General features: G+C 70.6%; 20 protein-coding genes and 1 pseudogene. 12 read left to right on the forward strand and 9 right to left on the reverse strand.

What is annotated here, in order from left to right:
- Positions 1 to 10 precede the first annotated feature (10 nt).
- The 3 genes from ACTOQ3_RS40340 (at position 11) to ACTOQ3_RS40350 (ending at position 3,132) form a co-directional block, all read left to right on the forward strand.
- Positions 11 to 1,234: a glycosyltransferase gene (locus ACTOQ3_RS40340; protein WP_440089151.1), complete on the forward strand. Its 1,224-nt coding sequence runs from the start codon at positions 11 to 13 to the stop codon at positions 1,232 to 1,234.
- A gap of 99 nt (positions 1,235 to 1,333) precedes the next feature.
- Positions 1,334 to 2,077, forward strand: a complete 744-nt coding sequence (locus ACTOQ3_RS40345; RefSeq protein ID WP_440089106.1) for a DUF998 domain-containing protein — start codon at positions 1,334 to 1,336, stop codon at positions 2,075 to 2,077.
- 122 nt (positions 2,078 to 2,199) lie between these two features.
- On the forward strand, positions 2,200 to 3,132 hold the full coding sequence (locus tag ACTOQ3_RS40350; protein ID WP_440089107.1) for an acyl-ACP desaturase: 933 nt from the start codon (positions 2,200 to 2,202) through the stop codon (positions 3,130 to 3,132).
- A gap of 158 nt (positions 3,133 to 3,290) precedes the next feature.
- On the opposite strand, the gene ACTOQ3_RS40355 is transcribed toward ACTOQ3_RS40350, so the two are convergent.
- The 4 genes from ACTOQ3_RS40355 to ACTOQ3_RS40370 all read right to left on the reverse strand — a co-directional run bounded on the left by ACTOQ3_RS40355 (position 3,291) and on the right by ACTOQ3_RS40370 (position 6,730).
- Entirely contained in the window at positions 3,291 to 3,587 is a 297-nt protein-coding gene (locus ACTOQ3_RS40355; protein WP_440089109.1) for a hypothetical protein, read from the reverse strand.
- A gap of 40 nt (positions 3,588 to 3,627) precedes the next feature.
- Positions 3,628 to 3,858, reverse strand: coding sequence for a hypothetical protein (locus tag ACTOQ3_RS40360; RefSeq protein WP_440089110.1), 231 nt, complete (start codon positions 3,856 to 3,858; stop codon positions 3,628 to 3,630).
- Between the two features lie 246 nt (positions 3,859 to 4,104).
- Positions 4,105 to 5,325 (reverse strand): MFS transporter, encoded by a 1,221-nt coding sequence (locus tag ACTOQ3_RS40365; protein WP_440089112.1) that lies wholly within the window; start codon positions 5,323 to 5,325, stop codon positions 4,105 to 4,107.
- A 142-nt stretch (positions 5,326 to 5,467) separates the two neighbouring features.
- Complete coding sequence (locus ACTOQ3_RS40370) at positions 5,468 to 6,730, reverse strand: MFS transporter (RefSeq protein WP_440089114.1); 1,263 nt, start codon at positions 6,728 to 6,730, stop codon at positions 5,468 to 5,470.
- Between the two features lie 66 nt (positions 6,731 to 6,796).
- Here ACTOQ3_RS40370 and ACTOQ3_RS40375 point away from each other — a divergent pair, with 66 nt between their 5' ends.
- Complete coding sequence (locus ACTOQ3_RS40375) at positions 6,797 to 8,074, forward strand: LacI family DNA-binding transcriptional regulator (protein WP_440089115.1); 1,278 nt, start codon at positions 6,797 to 6,799, stop codon at positions 8,072 to 8,074.
- A 20-nt stretch (positions 8,075 to 8,094) separates the two neighbouring features.
- Here ACTOQ3_RS40375 and ACTOQ3_RS40380 read toward each other — a convergent pair whose 3' ends face one another.
- The 4 genes and pseudogenes from ACTOQ3_RS40380 to ACTOQ3_RS40395 form a co-directional block, all read right to left on the reverse strand.
- Complete coding sequence (locus ACTOQ3_RS40380; protein WP_440089116.1) at positions 8,095 to 8,358, reverse strand: hypothetical protein; 264 nt, start codon at positions 8,356 to 8,358, stop codon at positions 8,095 to 8,097.
- Between the two features lie 105 nt (positions 8,359 to 8,463).
- Positions 8,464 to 8,802: a zinc ribbon domain-containing protein gene (locus ACTOQ3_RS40385; RefSeq protein WP_440089153.1), complete on the reverse strand. Its 339-nt coding sequence runs from the start codon at positions 8,800 to 8,802 to the stop codon at positions 8,464 to 8,466.
- Positions 8,803 to 8,947: 145 nt separating this feature from the next.
- The gene (locus tag ACTOQ3_RS40390) at positions 8,948 to 9,142 is read right to left on the reverse strand and encodes an HNH endonuclease (protein ID WP_440089118.1); all 195 of its coding nucleotides are present in this window, start codon (positions 9,140 to 9,142) and stop codon (positions 8,948 to 8,950) included.
- A 2-nt stretch (positions 9,143 to 9,144) separates the two neighbouring features.
- Positions 9,145 to 9,728 (reverse strand): annotated as a pseudogene (locus tag ACTOQ3_RS40395) (transposase family protein); the annotation flags it as partial.
- Positions 9,729 to 9,818: 90 nt separating this feature from the next.
- On the opposite strand from ACTOQ3_RS40395, the gene ACTOQ3_RS40400 reads away from it, so the two are divergent.
- From ACTOQ3_RS40400 to ACTOQ3_RS40435, 8 genes are all read left to right on the forward strand, one after another.
- On the forward strand, positions 9,819 to 10,088 hold the full coding sequence (locus ACTOQ3_RS40400; protein WP_362698125.1) for a hypothetical protein: 270 nt from the start codon (positions 9,819 to 9,821) through the stop codon (positions 10,086 to 10,088).
- On the forward strand, positions 10,081 to 10,521 hold the full coding sequence (locus tag ACTOQ3_RS40405) for a hypothetical protein (RefSeq protein WP_440089120.1): 441 nt from the start codon (positions 10,081 to 10,083) through the stop codon (positions 10,519 to 10,521). The genes ACTOQ3_RS40400 and ACTOQ3_RS40405 overlap by 8 nt, the downstream gene beginning before the upstream one ends.
- Before the next feature lie 920 nt (positions 10,522 to 11,441).
- Positions 11,442 to 11,771: a PadR family transcriptional regulator gene (locus ACTOQ3_RS40410; protein WP_362698131.1), complete on the forward strand. Its 330-nt coding sequence runs from the start codon at positions 11,442 to 11,444 to the stop codon at positions 11,769 to 11,771.
- A 2-nt stretch (positions 11,772 to 11,773) separates the two neighbouring features.
- Complete coding sequence (locus ACTOQ3_RS40415) at positions 11,774 to 12,166, forward strand: DUF1048 domain-containing protein (protein ID WP_440089122.1); 393 nt, start codon at positions 11,774 to 11,776, stop codon at positions 12,164 to 12,166.
- A gap of 23 nt (positions 12,167 to 12,189) precedes the next feature.
- Positions 12,190 to 13,017: an ABC transporter ATP-binding protein gene (locus tag ACTOQ3_RS40420; RefSeq protein ID WP_440089124.1), complete on the forward strand. Its 828-nt coding sequence runs from the start codon at positions 12,190 to 12,192 to the stop codon at positions 13,015 to 13,017.
- Positions 13,014 to 13,775, forward strand: a complete 762-nt coding sequence (locus ACTOQ3_RS40425; protein ID WP_440089125.1) for an ABC transporter permease — start codon at positions 13,014 to 13,016, stop codon at positions 13,773 to 13,775. Before ACTOQ3_RS40420 ends, ACTOQ3_RS40425 begins: the two co-directional genes overlap by 4 nt.
- Before the next feature lie 158 nt (positions 13,776 to 13,933).
- Positions 13,934 to 15,223, forward strand: a complete 1,290-nt coding sequence (locus tag ACTOQ3_RS40430; RefSeq protein ID WP_440089127.1) for a serine hydrolase domain-containing protein — start codon at positions 13,934 to 13,936, stop codon at positions 15,221 to 15,223.
- Between the two features lie 121 nt (positions 15,224 to 15,344).
- Complete coding sequence (locus tag ACTOQ3_RS40435; protein WP_440089129.1) at positions 15,345 to 16,295, forward strand: alpha/beta fold hydrolase; 951 nt, start codon at positions 15,345 to 15,347, stop codon at positions 16,293 to 16,295.
- A gap of 189 nt (positions 16,296 to 16,484) precedes the next feature.
- Here ACTOQ3_RS40435 and ACTOQ3_RS40440 read toward each other — a convergent pair whose 3' ends face one another.
- Positions 16,485 to 17,252, reverse strand: coding sequence for a group II truncated hemoglobin (locus ACTOQ3_RS40440; protein ID WP_440089130.1), 768 nt, complete (start codon positions 17,250 to 17,252; stop codon positions 16,485 to 16,487).
- Between the last annotated feature and the right edge of the window lie 47 nt (positions 17,253 to 17,299).

Raw genomic sequence — 17,299 nt, forward strand, 5'->3', positions numbered from 1 at the left:
CGGAGCACCGATGGTCATGCCGGCCACCGCCCCCCTGTACGCCCCCGTGCGGGCCCCCGCCCTCCTCGCCACCCGGGCCCGCCGGGTGCTGATCGGGGCGGACACCTACCCGCCGGACGTGAACGGCGCCGCCTACTTCGCCCACCGGCTGGCCCAGGGCCTGGCCGAGCGGGGGAACGAGGTCCACGTGGTGTGCGCCTCGGACGAGGGACCGTCCAGGACCGAGCACGTGGACGGGGTGACCGTGCACAGGCTGCGCTCGGCGCCGGTGCTGGTCCACCCGACCATGCGGGTAACGGTGCCGACCCGGCTGGACCGGCTGATCGACAGGATCGCCCCCGACGTGGTCCACGTGCAGGCGCACTTCGTCGTCGGCCGCGCGGCGATCTCCGCCTCCCGGCGCGCCGGCATTCCCGTCGTGGCAACCAACCACTTCATGCCCGACAACCTCTTCCAGTTCGCGCACATCCCCGGCCGGCTCCGCGAGAGGGCGGGCGCGCTGGCCTGGAAGGACTTCAACCGCGTCTTCTCCAAGGCCGACCGCGTCACCACGCCCACCGAGATCGCCGCCGGTCTGCTCACGGGCAAGGGTTTCGGCCCGCCGGTGGAGCCCATCTCCTGCGGCATCGACCTGGCGAGGTTCCAGCCGCGCGCCGAGCCGAAGGCGTGGGCCCGCAGGGCCTTCGGCCTGCCCGACCGGGACACGATCGTGTTCGTCGGCCGACTGGACGAGGAGAAGCGGCTGGACGAGCTCGTCCGGGCCCTGCCGCACGTGCTCGTCCACACCGACGCGCAGATCGCGCTGGCCGGAACCGGCGGGCAGCGGGCCGCGCTCGCCAGGCTGGCCGACCGGATCGGGGTCGGGGACCGGGTGTCCTTCCTCGGGTTCGTCCCCGACGAGACGCTGCCCCAGGTGTACGCCGCCGGTGACGTCTTCGCCATGCCGGGCGTCGCGGAGCTGCAGAGCATCGCCACGCTGGAGGCCATGGCCAGCGGCCTGCCGGTCGTCGCCGCGGACGCGATGGCCCTGCCGCACCTGGTACGGCCCGGCGAGAACGGCCACCTGTTCCGGCCCGGCGACGTCCGGGAACTGGCCCGGCACCTGGGCGCCCTGCTCGCCTCCCCCGGGACGCGTGCCGCGATGGGCGCCGCGAGCCGCGCCATCGCGCTGACCCACGACCACCAGGCCTCCCTGGCCAGGTTCGAGCGGATCTACCAGGAGGTCGCGCGATGAGGTTCGAGACGATCCGCCGGGAGATGGGACCGGACTTCGAGACGGTCCGCCGGGAGGTGGCGCGATGAACTCCGAAGCGGCACACCGGGGGGTGGCGCGGTGAACGAGGGCCCGCCGTCCCGCTGGCCCGGCGTGGCCGGGCCGCTGTTCGCCCTGGCCGCGATGGGCTACGCGCACCTGGTCGCGGCCGACACGGTGGACCCGTTGAACGGCCTGATCAGCGACTACGCGCTGCGCGACGACAGCGCCTGGGCGATGGTGGGCGGCACGATCGCCCTGGCGATGGGCTGTCTCTGGGTCGCGTACCTGCTGGCCCGGGTGGCGCCGGTGCGCGGTGCCGCCTCGCGCGCGCTGTTCGTGGCCGCGGCGCTGGGACTCCTTCTCACCGCCGCGTTCCCCACCGACGCGGCGCCCGGCGTCGTCTCGATCGCCGGGGAGATCCACCGCTGGTCGGCGGCCGTGGTCTTCACCGCGCTGCCCTGCGCGGGGTGGATGCTCGGCCGCCGGTCGGGAAACGGGCCGCTGGCGACGGTCTCCGTCCTGTCGGTGGTGTTCCTCGCCTGGTTCCTGGCCGCCCACCCGGGCTCGCTCGTCTCGGACCTGATCGACGGCGCCGACCACTACGGCCTGGTGGAACGGCTGCTGGTGCTCTCCGAGATGGCGCTGATCCTCCTGGCCGCCCTCTGGCCGGGGCACCGCGACGGCGTGGCCGGTCACCGGTCCGCGGTGCGGGAACAGGGCATGACGGTCCCCGCCCAGCCGGGCCCGGACGGCACCCGCCGTCCTCACCGGCCGGGTCCGGACGGCACCCGGCATCCTCGCCAGCCGATCGGTCTCGGCTGACGGCGAAGGTGCTCCCTTGAATCGCCCACGAGCGAGTAAATGAGACATGCGGCACGTACCCATCACGTCTTACCTACGCTAACGTAGGTTACGGTTGCGTAGTCTTCGAGGGAGAAAACCTGATGCGAGAGTTCAGTGAGACCGAGCTGCTGCTCGAGCTTGAGCCTGTCGTCGCGGGGGAACTGGACCGGCACCACAAGGTGGCCAAGGAGTGGTTCCCGCACGAGTACGTCCCCTGGTCGGAGGGACGGAACTACGACGGCCTCTACGGCGGGGACGCCTGGGTCGAGACCGACACCAAGATTCCCGAGGAAGCCCGCATCTCCCTCATCGTCAACCTGCTGACCGAGGACAACCTCCCCAGCTACCACCACGAGATCGCCACGACCCTGGGTCGCGACGCGGCGTGGGGCACCTGGGTGCACCGCTGGACCGCCGAGGAGGGCCGCCACGGCACCGCCATCCGCGACTACCTGACGGTCACCCGCGCGGTCGACCCGGTCGCGCTGGAGCGGGCCCGGATGGTGCACATGAGCGAGGGCTTCACCAACTCCTACGAGGGCGTGCTCGCCTCGGTGGCGTACGTCTCCTTCCAGGAGCTCGCCACCCGCATCTCGCACCGCAACACCGGCAGGGCCTCCGAGGACCCGAACTGCGAGCGGCTGCTCGCCAGGATCGCCGCCGACGAGAACCTGCACATGCTCTTCTACCGCAACCTGCTCAACGCGGCCTTCCAGCTCGCCCCCGACCAGACGATGCGTGCCGTGACCGACGTCGTCACCACCTTCCAGATGCCGGGAACCGGCATCGAGGGCTTCACCCGCAAGGCCATGACCATCGCCAACGCGGGCATCTACGACCTGCGCCTGCACATCGACGACGTCCTGCAGCCGGTCCTGCGCCAGTGGGACGTGTTCAACATGAAGAACCTCGGCGCCGAGGGCGAGAAGGCCCGCGAGGAGCTCTCCGACTTCCTCGGCAAGCTGGAGGTCACCGCCTCCCGCTTCGTCGAGCGCCGCGAGGCCCGCCGCGCCCGCCAGGCCGCCGGCGCCTGATCCATCCTCCGGCCACCGCGTCCCTCCCCGCGGCACCTCGTCCCCGTCCGGGCCACCGCGGCATCCGCTTCGCGGTGGCCCGGCGTCGACCGCCGGCGCCCGGTTGCCGGGCACGCTCCACGGATCGTGTCGAGGCGGAGCCGTGTCCTGCCGCGACCTCAGCCGCGCGCGCGGATCAGCATGACCAGCCCGGCGACGAACGACCCGAGCAGGGCCGGCGACAGGATCGCGAGGCCGCCCCACACGAAGAGGCCGAGATAGCCGAGCGCGGACGAACCGTACGCCGGGTCGGCATCGGCGGCCGCGAACAGCCCCAGTCCGAGGACGACACCGGCCACCGTGAGCGCGATCGGCGTCCACAGGAGCACGCGGGCCCACACACGGTACCTCCGACTGTAGACACGCCGGGCCGACGGCACGTTCGGCTGCGGGGGAAACCCGACGGATTCGCTCATGCCGCATTTGTACCAGCCCGCGTGGGTCCCGCACCGCGGTTCAGCGGCCCTGGCGGCCTTCACGTTCCCGGTGGGCCCTGGCTTCCCGACGGCGTAGGTTGACCCGGCCCAGCCATTCGTAGATCGCGTCGTACCCCGCCATGCCGAGCGCGATCAGGCCCAGGAGGCCGGTGATCACCGTGACCGGGATCAGGTTCAGCGCCCTGCACAGCACAGCCACGACCAGGAGCCCGACGCCGATACCGAGGCTCCACCTCCCAAGGCCGCTCATGCCGCCACCAGCTCTCCGGGCAGCGCCCGCAGCCCGTTCGTCCCGACTTCCTGGAGTGTGTGTGTCACCGGTGTCCGTTCGTCGTCGTGCCCGTTGCCCCGCGGAGTATGGATCATAGAAGATCCCCATACCGGGCGTGTTCGGCCGTTCCGACAACGCCGGATTCATCGGACATGACCTGGCTGTACCGTCCCGGCGGGTCGGTGACACGGCTGACGGGTGGTTGACCTCCCAGCGCGGTGCCTCTCAGGCCGCGGAGACCAGGTCGCGCGCCGGGGCGCGGTCGGCCCCCGGCCGCAGGCGGCGCAGGAAGACCAGCACGAGCAGGGCGGCCAGGCCGGTGGTGACCGGGGGGACGAGGAAGGCGAACGCCGCGCCGAAGCGGTCCACGAGCTGGCCCGCGACGGCCGCGCCCGCGGCGATGCCCACGCCGACGGAGCCGTTGAGCCAGGTGAAGGCCTCGGTCCTCACCTCCGCCGGGATGAGGCCCTCGACCAGGGTGTAGCCGGTGATGACGGCCGGGGCGATGACGAACCCGGCCACGGCGGCTCCGGCGTACAGCAACGCGACGGATCCGGCGAGCGTCAGGGCGACGGTGGCCGCGGAGAGCAGGCCGAAGGCGGCGACCAGCCTGACCGGGGCGCCGACCCGCCAGCGGACCACGCCGTAGAGGATGCCCCCGACGAAACTGGCGCCGGAGAAGCTCGCGTAGACCGGTCCGGCGGCGCCGGCCTGGCCGAGGGCCGCGGTGTAGGAGGTGACGCCGACCTGGAGGCTGCCGAAGACGGTGCCGAGGGCGACGAAGGCCAGCGCGAGCACGGCCACCCCGCGCAGCCGCAGCACGCCGCGCTGGGAACGGACCAGGACCGGCATCGGTTCGGGGGCACCCCTGCGGACCCCGGCGAACGCGAGCGTCCCCACCACGACCATCACCAGCGCCACCGACAGTGCCCATACCGGTGAGAACCCGGTCGAGATGGCCACGAGCAGCACCGGAGCGAGGGTGAAGGTCAGCTCGTCGGTGATGGACTCGAGGGCGAAGGCCGTGTCCAGCCTGCCCGACCCGCCGAGCACGTGCGCCCAGCGGGCGCGGACCATCGAGCCGACCTGCGGCATCGTCGCCCCGGCCAGCGCCGAGACGACCACCAGCGAGACCGCGGAGGCGTGCACCGAGGCGAGCACGAGCAGGACGCCCAGCGCGACGGCGTGCACGACGACCTGCGGGACCAGCACCCTCGCCTGGCCGTACCGGTCGGCGAGCCGCCCGGTGCGCGGGCCGACCAGCGCGGGCGCCACCGCGGCCACGGCGGCGGCGACCCCGGCCGCGCCGTACGAGCCGGTGGACCAGTGCACGAGCAGCAGCACGCCGAGCTGGAGCATCGCGTTCGGAAGGCGCGCGACGAAGGCGGGAAGCAGGAAGCGCCAGGCTCCGGGCGAGCCGAGCACGGCGACGTACGAGGTCAACATCTCTCCGTCCATCATCCAGACGGAGACTCCGCCCGGTTCGGGAGCCCACCGGGGTGGCGGGCTTCGACCGGGGTTGATACCGCTTTCGCGGCCGCCGAGCGGTCATCGTGCGCGTCCATCCTGAACGCACCGACGAGCCACCTTATGCCATGAACCTCCCTTCCCTCACATGCGACGGCTGAGGGGTGTGCGGAGACGAGTCCCACGGGGAACCGTCACCGACGGCCGAGCGCAGCGACGGCCAGGTGAGGACCGCGAGGGCGACGGCCAGCGCGGCGACGGCCACCATCGCCCCCGGCAGGCCGGTCCCCTCGGCCCAGCGCCCGACGTAGACCGGACCGGCGAGGAACCCCAGGTAGGCCACTGTGGTGACCACGGACGTCGCCCTCCCCCTCGCCGCCTCGCCCACGTGCGCCGCGACGACACCCATCAGCATGGGGAAGAGCACCGCCGTGCCGGCGGCGGCCAGGGCCAGTCCCAGCAGGACCGCCGGGACGGCCGTCGCGACGGACACCAGCGCGGTCCCGGCGGCGGCCGTCGCGGCGCCGCAGACGAGCACGGTCGCGGCGTGCCGGGAGCCGACCGCGCCGGCCGCGAAGCGGGTGAGGGCGACGACGGCGGCGAAGACCGCCGGACCTGCCGCCGCGAGCGCGGGACCCGCGCCGGCCACGTCGGCCAGGTAGACCGCACCCCAGCTCTGGTGGGCGTTCTCCACCGCGAAGGCGAGCGCGCCGAGGCCGCCGACCACGAGCAGCGGGAACAGGCGCACAGCGTGCCCCCTGTGCCCTCGGTGCCCCCGCCGCTCGCCGTCCCGGGCGGCCCCCGCCGCGTCCGGGACGATCCTCCCGACGGCCGAGGCGGCCCGCCGGTCGGCCAGGACGCCGAGGGCCGCGCCGGCCGCGGCCCCCGCGACCAGCAGGAACGGCACGACGACCGGCAGTCCCAGGCCGCCGAGCAACAGCCCGGTGGAGAGGCTGCCGGCCACCACCATGGCGGAGAAGGTGCCGTGCGCGCGGGTGATGACCGGCCGGCCGGACGTCCGCTCCGCCGAGGCCGCCGCCGAGTTGATCGCGACGTCGGCCGCCCCCGAGGAGGCGCCGAGCAGCGCCAGCCCCGCCGACAGGCTCCAGAAGTCGCGTCCCGCCACGGCCACCAGCGTCCCCACCGCGCCGAGCGTCACCAGCAGGAACGCGGCCACCCGGAGCCCCCAGCGGTCGACCGCCCTGCCGGTGACGAGCATCGCGGGCAGCGCCCCCGCCCCGACGAACAGCAGCGCCGTGCCCAGCTGCCCGTCGCTCAGCTGCGCCTGAGCACGGATCGCGGGCACCGAGGCACCCCACACTCCCCAGAAAGCACCGAAGGCGGCGAACCCCATGTAAGCGGTACGCGCCCGAACTCCGCCCATTCCTCCTGACATGTGTGTAACGATACACAAATCAGCTGTGTATCGATACACAGATATCCTCGACCCATGAGCGAACGGGCGGCGCGACGCCGGGTGACCATGGCCGAGGTCGCCCGCGCGGCAGGGGTGTCGGTGATGACCGTCTCGTACGCCTACGGCCGGCCGGGCCGGGTCTCCGACGAGGCGCGGGCCAAGGTCCGCGAGGCCGCCGAGCGTCTCGGCTACCCGGGCCCGCACCCCGGCGCGCGCTCGCTGCGCAGCGGCCGGACCGGCAACCTGGGCGTCGTCCTGGGCGAGCACCTCACCTACGCCTTCGACGACCCGCAGGCGACCCGCTTCCTGTCCGGCGTCGCGCAGGTCTGCGCCGACCACGGCATGGCGCTCACACTCGTCCCCGTCACCGGAAGCCCCTCCGACGTCGACCGGGTCACCGAGGCGGCCGTCGACGCCTTCGTGGTCTGGACGACCGCCGACGACGACCCCGTCATCGACGCCATCTCCGCCACCGGCCTGCCCGCCGTGGTCCACGGGGGCCCGCGCCGCGACGGCCTCTCCTTCGTCGCCGCCGACGACCGGGCCGCGGCGGCGGCCGTCGGCCGCGAGGTCTTCGCGGGGGCGCGGCGGCCCGGGGTGCTGAGCTTCCCCCTCGACCGCGACCGAATCCCCCGGGTCGCCTTCGGCACGGCCGCTCCCCGCCCGCTCCCCGGAACCGGCCATCCCGGGGGAGGCCATCCCGGGGGCGTCACCCCCTCCCCCGCCCTCCCCGATCCCGGGCGTACTCCTCCTGCGGATCGCGGTCGAGTTCCCGCTGCCGCGCCGTCCGATCCCGTCCGTGCCCCCGTCGCCCCCGTCACCCCCGTCCCCGCGACCCTCGACCCGAACAACGCGTCCGCGGGAGTCGACCCCGACGCCTCGACCTTCCGGGTCACCCGGCAGCGCCTGCGCGGTTACCGCGACGCCTGGGCCGAGGCCGGTGGCGACTGGTCACAGGTCCTGGTCGCCGTCTGCTCCACCAACAGCGCGCACGAGGCCGAGGCCGTCGCGGCAGAGCTGCTCACCGGTCCGTACGCCTGCGACGCGATCGCCGCGATGAGCGACGAGCTGGCCCTCGGCGCGCTGCGCACCGCCACCGGGCTGGGCTTGGACGTCCCCGGCGACCTCGCCCTCAGCGGCTGGGACGACTCCGACGCGGCCACCTCCGCCGGACTCACCACGATCGCCCAGTCCCTGCGCGACCAGGGCGCCCGCTGCGCCCGCACCGCCCTCGGCCACCCCGCCCCCACCGACCGGGGCACCGACGTCTCCTGGCACCTGGTCAGCCGCGCCTCCACCCGGCGCCCCTGAAAGACGGACGCGGCACGGCGTCACCGAGCCGCCGGAGTGAGGAGCCGTTTCAGCAGGGGCGCCAGCGGATGTTCGACCAGGGCGTGGATGGCGTAGGCCCCCAGGCGCATCAGCACCAGCAGGCCGGCCAGCAGGACGTAGCGTGGCACGCTGTCGCCGAGCCGATCGAAGACGATGAAACCGATGTGCGCGTGGATCAGGTACAGCGGGTAGGCCAGAGCTCCGGCGACGGCGAACCAGGGACGTCCGAGACGTCGGGTGGCGCGGAGCGAGACGAGGAACATCACGATGAAGATCGCGACGATGACGGCGACGACGACACCACTGTCGATATCGGTGTGTTGACGCGCTCCCCGGCCTGAAAGGCCGGGGATTCAGTCCGTGCCGCGTCACGCAGCACCTCTGAGGCTTCCTGCTTCGTCGACCCACGCCACCGCGAGCGGTGGTCCTACCAAGTCTCCACAGGCGTTTGACGTCTCCGCCTCCCGCCGCGTCCCAGCGGCGACGATTCGTCGTCCTTCGGCCAGCACATTGATCGCCGCGTTCACATCCCGGTCGTGGGCCGCGCCACAGGCACAGATCCACGACCGGACATCCAGCGGCATCGAGGTGGCGAGGCTTTCGCACGTCGAGCACAGCTTCGAGCTGGGGAACCAGCGGTCGATCCTGGCAAGGTCCGCCCGTACCGCCTCGCCTTTTACTCCAGCATGGCCACGAACTGTGACCAGCCCGCGTCGTGCACGCTCTTGGCCAGCTTCGTGCGCGCCAGACCCGACACCGCCAAGTTCTCCACGTACAGTCGGGTAGCCGGAGCGCATTGCTGCGCCCCGGCCCCCTCAGAACCGGGCATGCGAGCTTTCCCCGCACCACGGCTCAAGCAAGCCCCAGGGGCGTTGCGGGTTCCTGTTTCCGGGTTCGGTTGCCATCACCTGCGTGATGCTGACGGTGGCAATCGGCGTATACGAGGCGAAGATTGCTCCTCTCGTCCGTTCCGCCGTCGCGCCGGTATACGAAGTGGTGCTTGTTAAGCGCCTTCTTCGACGCCTCGAACCATTGAACCTTTTTCATCCTCAGGCGGTTTGTGCGACGCGGTGGTTTTGAAGGACGGCGATGGCCTTGCACAGGTGGCCGGCCTTGCCGGGGCTACAGCGTAGCTTCCGGAGGATCTTCCAGCTCTTCAGCTGGGCATTGGCGCGTTCGCCGGGTCCGCGGAGCTTGGCATGGGAACGGTTGGCCTGTTTCTGTGACGCGGGCTTGTTCTTGCCCTTGTACGGGGTGGCGAGTGGGCCCCCGACTCCCTGATACGCCTTGTCGGCCAGGGTGATGATTCCCACCCGCTCCAGCGCACGCAGGATGCCCCAGATGCGGGCAGCGCTCAGATCATGTGCCTTGCCCAGCAGGGCCCCGGAGGTCCACAGGATCGCCCGGCCGGCGAGGCGATGACCTGGACGTTCATTCCGTGCACGCGGTGCTTGCCGAGAAGCACGGCCGGTCGGCCTTGATCCGGCCGGTGTGGATCAGCGTGCCGTCCAGCACCAGGTAGCACAACCCGTCCCGCCTGGCCTTGCGCAGCGCCTGGCCGAGCTTGGGCGAGCGCGCCGAACAGCAACGCCACCGCCTCCTGCACGTATCGCCACGCGGTTGCCGTCGACACCCCGATTTCACCCCGGTCTCCGGACCGGCCTCATTGCGGCCGGCGGAGTTTCTCCTGCCCAGCCAACACCATTTGAGTATGATGACGAGTATGAGCGGAGAGAAGAAGGAACGAATCACGATCACCGTCGACCCCGACGTCGCTAGATACGCCGAACACCTGGTTGCCACCGGCAAAGCAACCAGCGTCGCCGCCGTCTTCAACGACTCCGTCGCCGCCAAACGCATCGCCGACCAGCACGGCCTAGCCCTCCTGCGGGAACGCGCCCGCAGCGCCGACCCCGACCGGGTGGCGCGCATGCGGCGGCACGTGAACCTCCAACTCGCCGAGCAAGGGTTCCCGGCGGCGCCCGGTGAGTGACTTCACCCCCACCCCCTACATCCTCGACTCCAGCGTCCTCGTCGATGTCGCCCGCGGTGACGCCGATCTGATCGGCTTCCTACAGGATTTCGACCGGGCAGGTCACTCCCTGGTCATCCCGTCCCTCACGGCGGCCGGCGCCTTACTTGACAGCCAGGGTCTTCCTGACGCACAGGCGCTCCTCACCGGCCTGGCCGCGTTCGAACGCACCACCGTTGCTCCGCTTGATGGCATCCCCCAGGCCGCGAAACTTGCCGCCATGGTAAATCTCATGTCGTCAACCGAGCTCAACTTGTTCGACGCCCACGCGGCCGCGATCGCTGATGTGGCGATCTGCCCGATCCTCACGCTCAAAGCCTCTATGTGGGCGTGGCTGTCGAGCACCCTGGACGCGCCGCTGCACATCATCGAGATCGCTGACCCAGACCAGTAAGGAGAACACCTCTCACGATCGAGCACTCCGTCGCCTTCCAGCACGAACGGCAAGCACGGGCTCCAGACCGCATGTTTCACCCCGGTCTCCGGACCGGTCTCATTGCGGCGCGATCAGCGTGGCCGAGCATCAGCAGACGGCGCGGTGTTTCACTCCGGTCTCATTGCGGCTCGTAGCTTTCGGCGATGATCGCCGTGATGGTCACCTCGTTTCACTCCGGTCTCCGGACCGGTCTCATTGCGGCTAATGATGGAGCTCGTCCCACTATCAGGTAGTCAATGTTTCACTCCAGTCTTCGAATCTGGTCTCGTTGCAGCAGACTCAACAATTAGGACGACTCCGACACCTCCGGTTTCACCACCGTCGCCCAGTCCCTCCGCGACCAGGGCGCCCGCTGCGCCCGTACTGCCCTCGGCCACCTCACCTCGGCCGACCGGGACACCGAGGTCGCCTGGCACCTGGTCGGCCGCGAATCCACCCGGCGCCCCTGAACGGGCCGGTGACGAAGGCCACGCCGGGCGGTGCGCCAGGCCGACGGAGGTCCGGCGACGATCGGACCTGACGCGGTGTCGCGTCAGCGGCCGTGTCAGCACGGCGGCGGCCCGGTATCAGGGCGGTCGGCGATCGTGAATGCCATGAACGGTTCAGTGATCGCGGAATTCGCGGCCGTGCTCGTGGTCGCCGGTGCTCCCGTCGTGTCCGCGTCGGCGAGGCCGGGAATCGCGGTCTCCGGCGCGCTGACGCGACCTCTTCTCTCCCGAGGAACGGCGAGCCCGCTCGCGAGCGGCGATCAGGTCACACGCACCCACACGCTCACGGTCCGGTCTCGCGTCTCAGCTATTTAGTGTTGCTATGTACCGGTAGTCAGTGTTACTTTGTACCAGTAGTCAGCGACATTAAGTAGCTGGAGGGGGTGCCCCATGAGCAAGCAGCTGACGGAGATGCTCAAGGGAACGCTGGAGGGCATCGTCCTCGCGATCTTGTCCGGTCGGCCCGCGTACGGCTACGAGATCACGGCGTGGTTGCGGGACCAGGGCTTCTCCGACATCGCCGAGGGCACCGTCTACGCCCTGCTCGTCAGGATCGAGCGGCGCGGTCTCGTCGACGTGGAGAAGGTCCCGTCCGAGAAGGGGCCGCCGCGCAAGGTGTACTCCCTGAACGCTCAGGGACGTGAATATCTCGAAGAGTTCTGGAGGAACTGGAGCTTCCTCGCAGAACGGCTCGAACAGCTCCACGAAGGAGGCAACTAGACATGGAAACAGGGTCGAACGAGCCGAAGAGCCGCTACCGGCAGTACCTGGAGGTGGTCACAGGGCCGCTCGAGGACAAGAAGCGCTACCGGCAGTACAAGGCGCGCGTCAGACAGCTTCCCGAGGACTATCGCGCGGCGGTCGAGGCGCTGGAGCGGTACCTGATGCACTTCGGGCCGGGGGACAGCTCCGACGCGGCCTCGATGTACGACGACCTCGCCGACCTGTTCGAACAGAGCGTGGCGAGCGGAACCCCGATCCGCGAAATCGTCGGGGAGAACCCCGTGGAGTTCGTCGAGGCGTTCCTCCAGAACTACCCGGGGGGTCAGTGGATCAACCGGGAGCGGGAACGGCTGACCGACGCCATCGATCGCGTCACGGGCGACAAGCCGTGACCAGGCAGAGAACGGATGTACGGATGACAACCGATCAGGTCCAGGGGCCCGCGATCCACGTGCGGGGCCTGGAGAAGTCGTACAAGGAGCTGCGTGTGCTGCGCGGCGTGGACTTCGAGGTGGCGCGGGGCAGCATCTTCGCCCTGCTCGGCTCGAACGGGGCGGGCAAGACCACGGTCGTGAGAATCCTGTCCACCCTGCTCAAGGCCGACGCGGGCACGGCCGGCGTCAACGGCTTCGACGTCGCCACGCAGGCGGCGGACGTGCGGGAGTCCATCAGCCTCACCGGGCAGTTCGCCGCCGTGGACGAGATCCTCAGCGGGCGGGAGAACCTCGTGCTGGTCGCCCGGTTACGGCACCTCAAGGATCCGGGCAGGATCGCCGACGACCTGCTCACCCGTTTCTCGCTGACCGACGCGGGCGCGCGGAAGGCGTCGACGTACTCGGGTGGCATGCGCCGCCGCCTCGACATCGCGATGAGCCTCATCGGGAACCCGCCGGTCATCTTCCTCGACGAGCCGACGACCGGGCTCGACCCCCAGGCGCGCATCGAGGTGTGGCAGGCCGTCAGGGAGCTCGCCGCCCAGGGTACGACGGTGCTGCTCACCACGCAGTATCTGGACGAGGCCGAGCAACTCGCCGACCGGATCGCGATCCTCCACGAGGGCCGGGTCATCGTGAACGGCACCCTCACCGAGCTCAAGCAGCTGCTCCCACCCGCCAAGGTCGAGTACGTCGAGAAGCAGCCGACCCTGGAGGACGTCTTCCTCTCCCTCGTCGGCGCCGACGGCAAGGACGCGACGCCGGCGACGACCGCAACGCCGGCACAGACGAGTAAGGAACAACGATGAACAGGCATTTCCTCGGCGACACCGCCGTCCTGCTGGGACGATCCCTGCGCCACATCGCGCGCAGCCCGGACACCATCATCACGACCGCGATCATGCCGATCGCCATGATGCTGATGTTCGTCTACGTGTTCGGCGGCGCGATCAGAACGGGGTCGGGTTCGTACGTGAACTACATGCTGCCCGGCATCCTGCTCATCACGGTCGCCTCGGGCATCGCCTACACCGCGTTCCGGCTGTTCATGGACATGAAGGGCGGGATCTTCGAGCGCTTCCAGTCCATGCCGATCGCACGCTCGTCGGTGCTGTGGGCACACGTGCTGACCTCGCTGGTCGCCAACGTGATCTCGCTCGTGGTGGTCGTGCTCGTCGCCCTGCTCATGGGCTTCCGCTCTGCGGCGGGAGTGCCGGCGTGGCTCGCGGTCGCGGGCATCCTGATCCTGTTCACCCTGGCGTTGACGTGGATCGCCGTCATCCCCGGCCTGTCCGCCAAGACCATGGAGGGCGCGAGCGCGTTCTCCTACCCGCTCATCTTCCTGCCGTTCCTCAGCTCGGCGTTCGTGCCCACCGACACCATGCCCGGCCCGGTGCGCTTCTTCGCCGAGCACCAGCCGGTGACGTCCATCGTCAACGCCATCCGCGACCTGTTCACCCAGCAGCCGGTCGGCACCGACATCTGGATCGCCCTCGGCTGGTGCGTCGGCATCCTCGTCGTCGCGTACGTCTTCGCCATGAACACCTACCGCCGCAAGATCTCCTAGGGCCGTGCCGATCGAGTCCGTCCTGATCCGGCTCGACGTGGCGCCTCCCACGCCGCGCCCGGCCGTACCGGCCGAAGAGGTCGCCCCGCCCCATCCCCATCGCCCCCGATTCGCTCGGCGAGCTCTTCGCCCGAGTGCGACACCAGAGACGAGGAACCATGAGAACCCCATTCCCAACAGCGACTGCGACGACCAGGGCGCGCATCTCCGGCGTGCACCGGCGCCCGGTCATCCGCGGCGAGGTCCTCCGGCGAGTGGCGGTCACGGCGCTGGCGGCCGTGCTGCTGGCCGGGGCGGCCACACCCGGGGTGGCCACCGCGGACGGCAGGCCGGCGCCGAAAGCCGCTGCCGGGCAGGATCGCCCGGAGCTGCGGAAGGCCGTCCAGGAATTCGTCGATGCCGGTTACGCCGGAATGCAGATGCGCGTGCACGATCAGCGGGGCGAGTGGGCCGGCAGCGCCGGGGTGCGCAAGCTGGGCCGGAGCGCCAAGCCGCCGACAGACGGCCACTTCCGGATCGGCAGCGCCACCAAGACCTTCGTCGCCACCCTGGTGCTGCAACTGGTGGCCGAGGGCAAGGTCGGGCTGGACGACGCGGTGGCCGACTACCTGCCCCGGTTCAAGCTGGACCGGCGGATCACGGTGCGGATGCTGTTGCAGCACACCAGCGGGTTGTTCAACTACACCGGCGAGTACTACGACGACGGGACGGTCGTGCCCGGGATCCCCTGGCAGGGCCAGGAGTGGGTGGACGAGCGGTTCCACACCTACCGGCCCGAGGAGCTGGTACGGCTGGCGTTGTCCAAGCCGGCGAAGTTCGCGCCGGGAACGAACTGGAGCTACTCCAACACCAACTACGTGCTGGCCGGACTGCTGATCGAGAAGGTCACCGGCCGCTCCTACGCCGAGGAGATGAAGCGGCGGATCCTGCGGCCGCTCGGCCTGCGGGGCACCGTGGTGCCGGGTGCCCGGCCGGGGATCCCCGGGCCGCACGCCCACGGCTACCACCGCTACCAGGACGCCGGCCAGTGGAAGGTGGTCGACGTCACCCGCCAGAACCCCTCCTGGAGCTTCGGCGCCGGTGAGATGATCTCGACCACCAGGGATCTCCACACGTTCTTCTCCGCGCTGCAGAGCGGCAGGCTCCTGCCGGCGCCGCTGCTGGCCGAGATGCGCGAGCCGCACCCCGGGAGCGACGGCCTCTTCGGCCGCTACGGCCTCGGGCTGTACGTGCAGGACACGGGCCCGGGCTGCGTCGGCACCGTCCTCAACCACAACGGCGGCGTCAACGGCTACGGGGCGCTGATGTACAGCACGCCCGACGGCAGCAGGACCCTGACCGCCTCGATCACCGCCGGGGACGCCGCGATCGACCCGGCGCAGGTGTTCCCGAAGGCGCTGGAAAAGCTCCTCAAGGAGGTGTTCTGCGACGGGCGGACCGCAGGCTGACGGGACCGGGCCAGCCGGACATCAGAAACAAAAACGCGATTATCATTATACCATGAATTACCGCAAATAGCACATTAATTGCGATTTGCCCCACATAAAAGAAATCGATAAATTCGCGCTCGTGAAGGCGAACGAAGAGAAGTTTGTCGTGTCCGGCGATGTGCGGCTGTGGACGGAACGGTTCGGCGATCCGCGAGATCCCGCGGTGCTGCTCGTCATGGGCACCTCCACGATGGGAATGGGCTGGCCGGACGAACTGGTGGAGGCCCTCCTCGAAGGCGGGCTGCAGGTGATCCGTTTCGACCATCGCGACACCGGGCGGTCCGACCGCGTGGACTTCGCGACGCACCCCTACACGCTGGCGGACATGGCCGGTGACGCGACAGCCGTGCTGGACGGGCACGGGGTGGCCGCCGCGCACGTCGTGGGAGCCTCGCTCGGCGGCGCGATCGGGCAGTGGCTGGCGGTGCACCGCCCCGAGCGCGTGCTCACCCTCACCGCGATCATGACCGGTCCGATGGGCCACAGCGCGGGGCCCGCCTTCGCCCGGGCCTTCGCCGGGCAGGATCCCGACCCCGACGACCTGCCGCCGCCCACGCCTCGGTTCCTCCAGCACCTCGTCCGGCTGGCGACCTCACCCCCGGCCACCCGCGAGGAGCACATCGCGGCCGGCATGGAGACCTGGCGCGTGCTGAACGGCGACGTCCTGCCCTTCGACGAGCGGGCCGCGCGACGGCTCGTCGAGGCCGCGAGCGAGCTGGGCGACCCGCGCGCCGCGGCCAACCACGACCTGGCCGGGAAGGTGATGACCGAGGACAGGCTCGCGCCGCTTTCCGCCGTCACCGCGCCGACACTGGTCGTGCACGGTACCGAGGACCCCCTCCGCCCGCTGCCGCACGGCGAGGCGGTCGCCGCGCAGATCCCGCACGCGCGCCTGGTGGCCGTGCCCGGCATGGGGCACGGCTTCTTCTCCCCCCTGCTGCCCCGCCGGGTCGGCGAGATCATCCGCGACCACATCTCTCTCGCCGGACGCGGAGAGCGGGAGGTCGGCTCACACAGTCCTGGGTCCTGAGGCCCAGCCCGAGTTCCTCGGCCCTTTCCGCCGGTCGACACCGAAGTAGGAGTACGCCCCGCGGTTGCCGGGAACGGCGGGGAGACCGCCTGCGGCTCCGCGCCGTCCGGCGCGGAGCCGGGGTCACGGCCGGTACGGCGGGATGACTCTCCCGTGGCGGTCGTCCGCAACCCCGACCAGGATCCGGGGTCACGGCCGGTACGGCGGGGCGACCCCCCAGCCCCAGCGCGGGACCGGCGCCTGCGAGGGCGGGGTGGCGCCCGGCTGGGAGTTCTGTACCGCGAGGCGGGTGCCCCACTCGATGTATCCGGCGAACGCCGCCCGGAACTCGGGGTCGGCGGGGAGTCCCACCTCGTCGGCCGCGTCCATCAACAGGCTCACCCACCTGCGGCGCTGCCGCTCGGTGAGGTGCTTGCCGAGATGCTGGGAGAGCATGTGCGCATAGCCCCCGCGCTCGCGGGTGTAGCGGTCGGGACCGCCGAAGACCTCCGCCAGCCACAGCGCGACATGGTGCGGATGGTCCGGATCCATGTGCGCGAACAGCGGGCCGATCACCTCGTCCTCGCGCACGTGGCCGTAGAACGTCTCGGTCAGCCGCTCGAACGCCGTCGCGCCGCCCGCCCAGTCGAACAGCGTCGGCTCGGTCTTGTTGAGCACCGGCTCGTAGTGCCGCATCTCCTCGATGTCCGCGACGTACGGCTTTATCTCGGCGAAGAACTCCGTGAAGTGCTCGCTGTTACGGAAGCCCTCCAGGTGACCCTTGGCGGAGGTCCAGACGATGCGCAGGATGTAGACGCCCGGCTCGTCGGCACATCTCGACAGCTCGTAGTCCAGGCACTGGGGCGCTCTGCCCAACGGCACCGCCGCCCGGCGGTAGGCGGCCTCGAACTCCTCGGCCCGGGGGACGCGGTAACGGATGTACTCAACGATCATCGTCTCCACTTTCTGAGTGATCAAGTAAGCATGTAATCATCCTATGCGGCCGACGATCATCACCGGAAGGG

It is taken from the genome of Streptosporangium sp. LJ11, assembly GCF_051918945.1.
Taxonomy (GTDB): domain Bacteria; phylum Actinomycetota; class Actinomycetes; order Streptosporangiales; family Streptosporangiaceae; genus Streptosporangium.

Coding starts and splice junctions, on each gene's coding strand:
- ACTOQ3_RS40340 (WP_440089151.1), top strand. CDS start 11: ATGGTCATGCCGGCCACCGCCCCCCTGTACGCCCCCGTGCGGGCCCCC.
- ACTOQ3_RS40350 (WP_440089107.1), top strand. CDS start 2,200: ATGCGAGAGTTCAGTGAGACCGAGCTGCTGCTCGAGCTTGAGCCTGTC.
- ACTOQ3_RS40355 (WP_440089109.1), bottom strand. CDS start 3,587: ATGAGCGAATCCGTCGGGTTTCCCCCGCAGCCGAACGTGCCGTCGGCC.
- ACTOQ3_RS40360 (WP_440089110.1), bottom strand. CDS start 3,858: ATGAGCGGCCTTGGGAGGTGGAGCCTCGGTATCGGCGTCGGGCTCCTG.
- ACTOQ3_RS40365 (WP_440089112.1), bottom strand. CDS start 5,325: ATGTTGACCTCGTACGTCGCCGTGCTCGGCTCGCCCGGAGCCTGGCGC.
- ACTOQ3_RS40370 (WP_440089114.1), bottom strand. CDS start 6,730: ATGGGCGGAGTTCGGGCGCGTACCGCTTACATGGGGTTCGCCGCCTTC.
- ACTOQ3_RS40375 (WP_440089115.1), top strand. CDS start 6,797: ATGAGCGAACGGGCGGCGCGACGCCGGGTGACCATGGCCGAGGTCGCC.
- ACTOQ3_RS40380 (WP_440089116.1), bottom strand. CDS start 8,358: ATGTTCCTCGTCTCGCTCCGCGCCACCCGACGTCTCGGACGTCCCTGG.
- ACTOQ3_RS40390 (WP_440089118.1), bottom strand. CDS start 9,142: ATGAAAAAGGTTCAATGGTTCGAGGCGTCGAAGAAGGCGCTTAACAAG.
- ACTOQ3_RS40400 (WP_362698125.1), top strand. CDS start 9,819: ATGAGCGGAGAGAAGAAGGAACGAATCACGATCACCGTCGACCCCGAC.
- ACTOQ3_RS40410 (WP_362698131.1), top strand. CDS start 11,442: ATGAGCAAGCAGCTGACGGAGATGCTCAAGGGAACGCTGGAGGGCATC.
- ACTOQ3_RS40415 (WP_440089122.1), top strand. CDS start 11,774: ATGGAAACAGGGTCGAACGAGCCGAAGAGCCGCTACCGGCAGTACCTG.
- ACTOQ3_RS40420 (WP_440089124.1), top strand. CDS start 12,190: ATGACAACCGATCAGGTCCAGGGGCCCGCGATCCACGTGCGGGGCCTG.
- ACTOQ3_RS40425 (WP_440089125.1), top strand. CDS start 13,014: ATGAACAGGCATTTCCTCGGCGACACCGCCGTCCTGCTGGGACGATCC.
- ACTOQ3_RS40430 (WP_440089127.1), top strand. CDS start 13,934: ATGAGAACCCCATTCCCAACAGCGACTGCGACGACCAGGGCGCGCATC.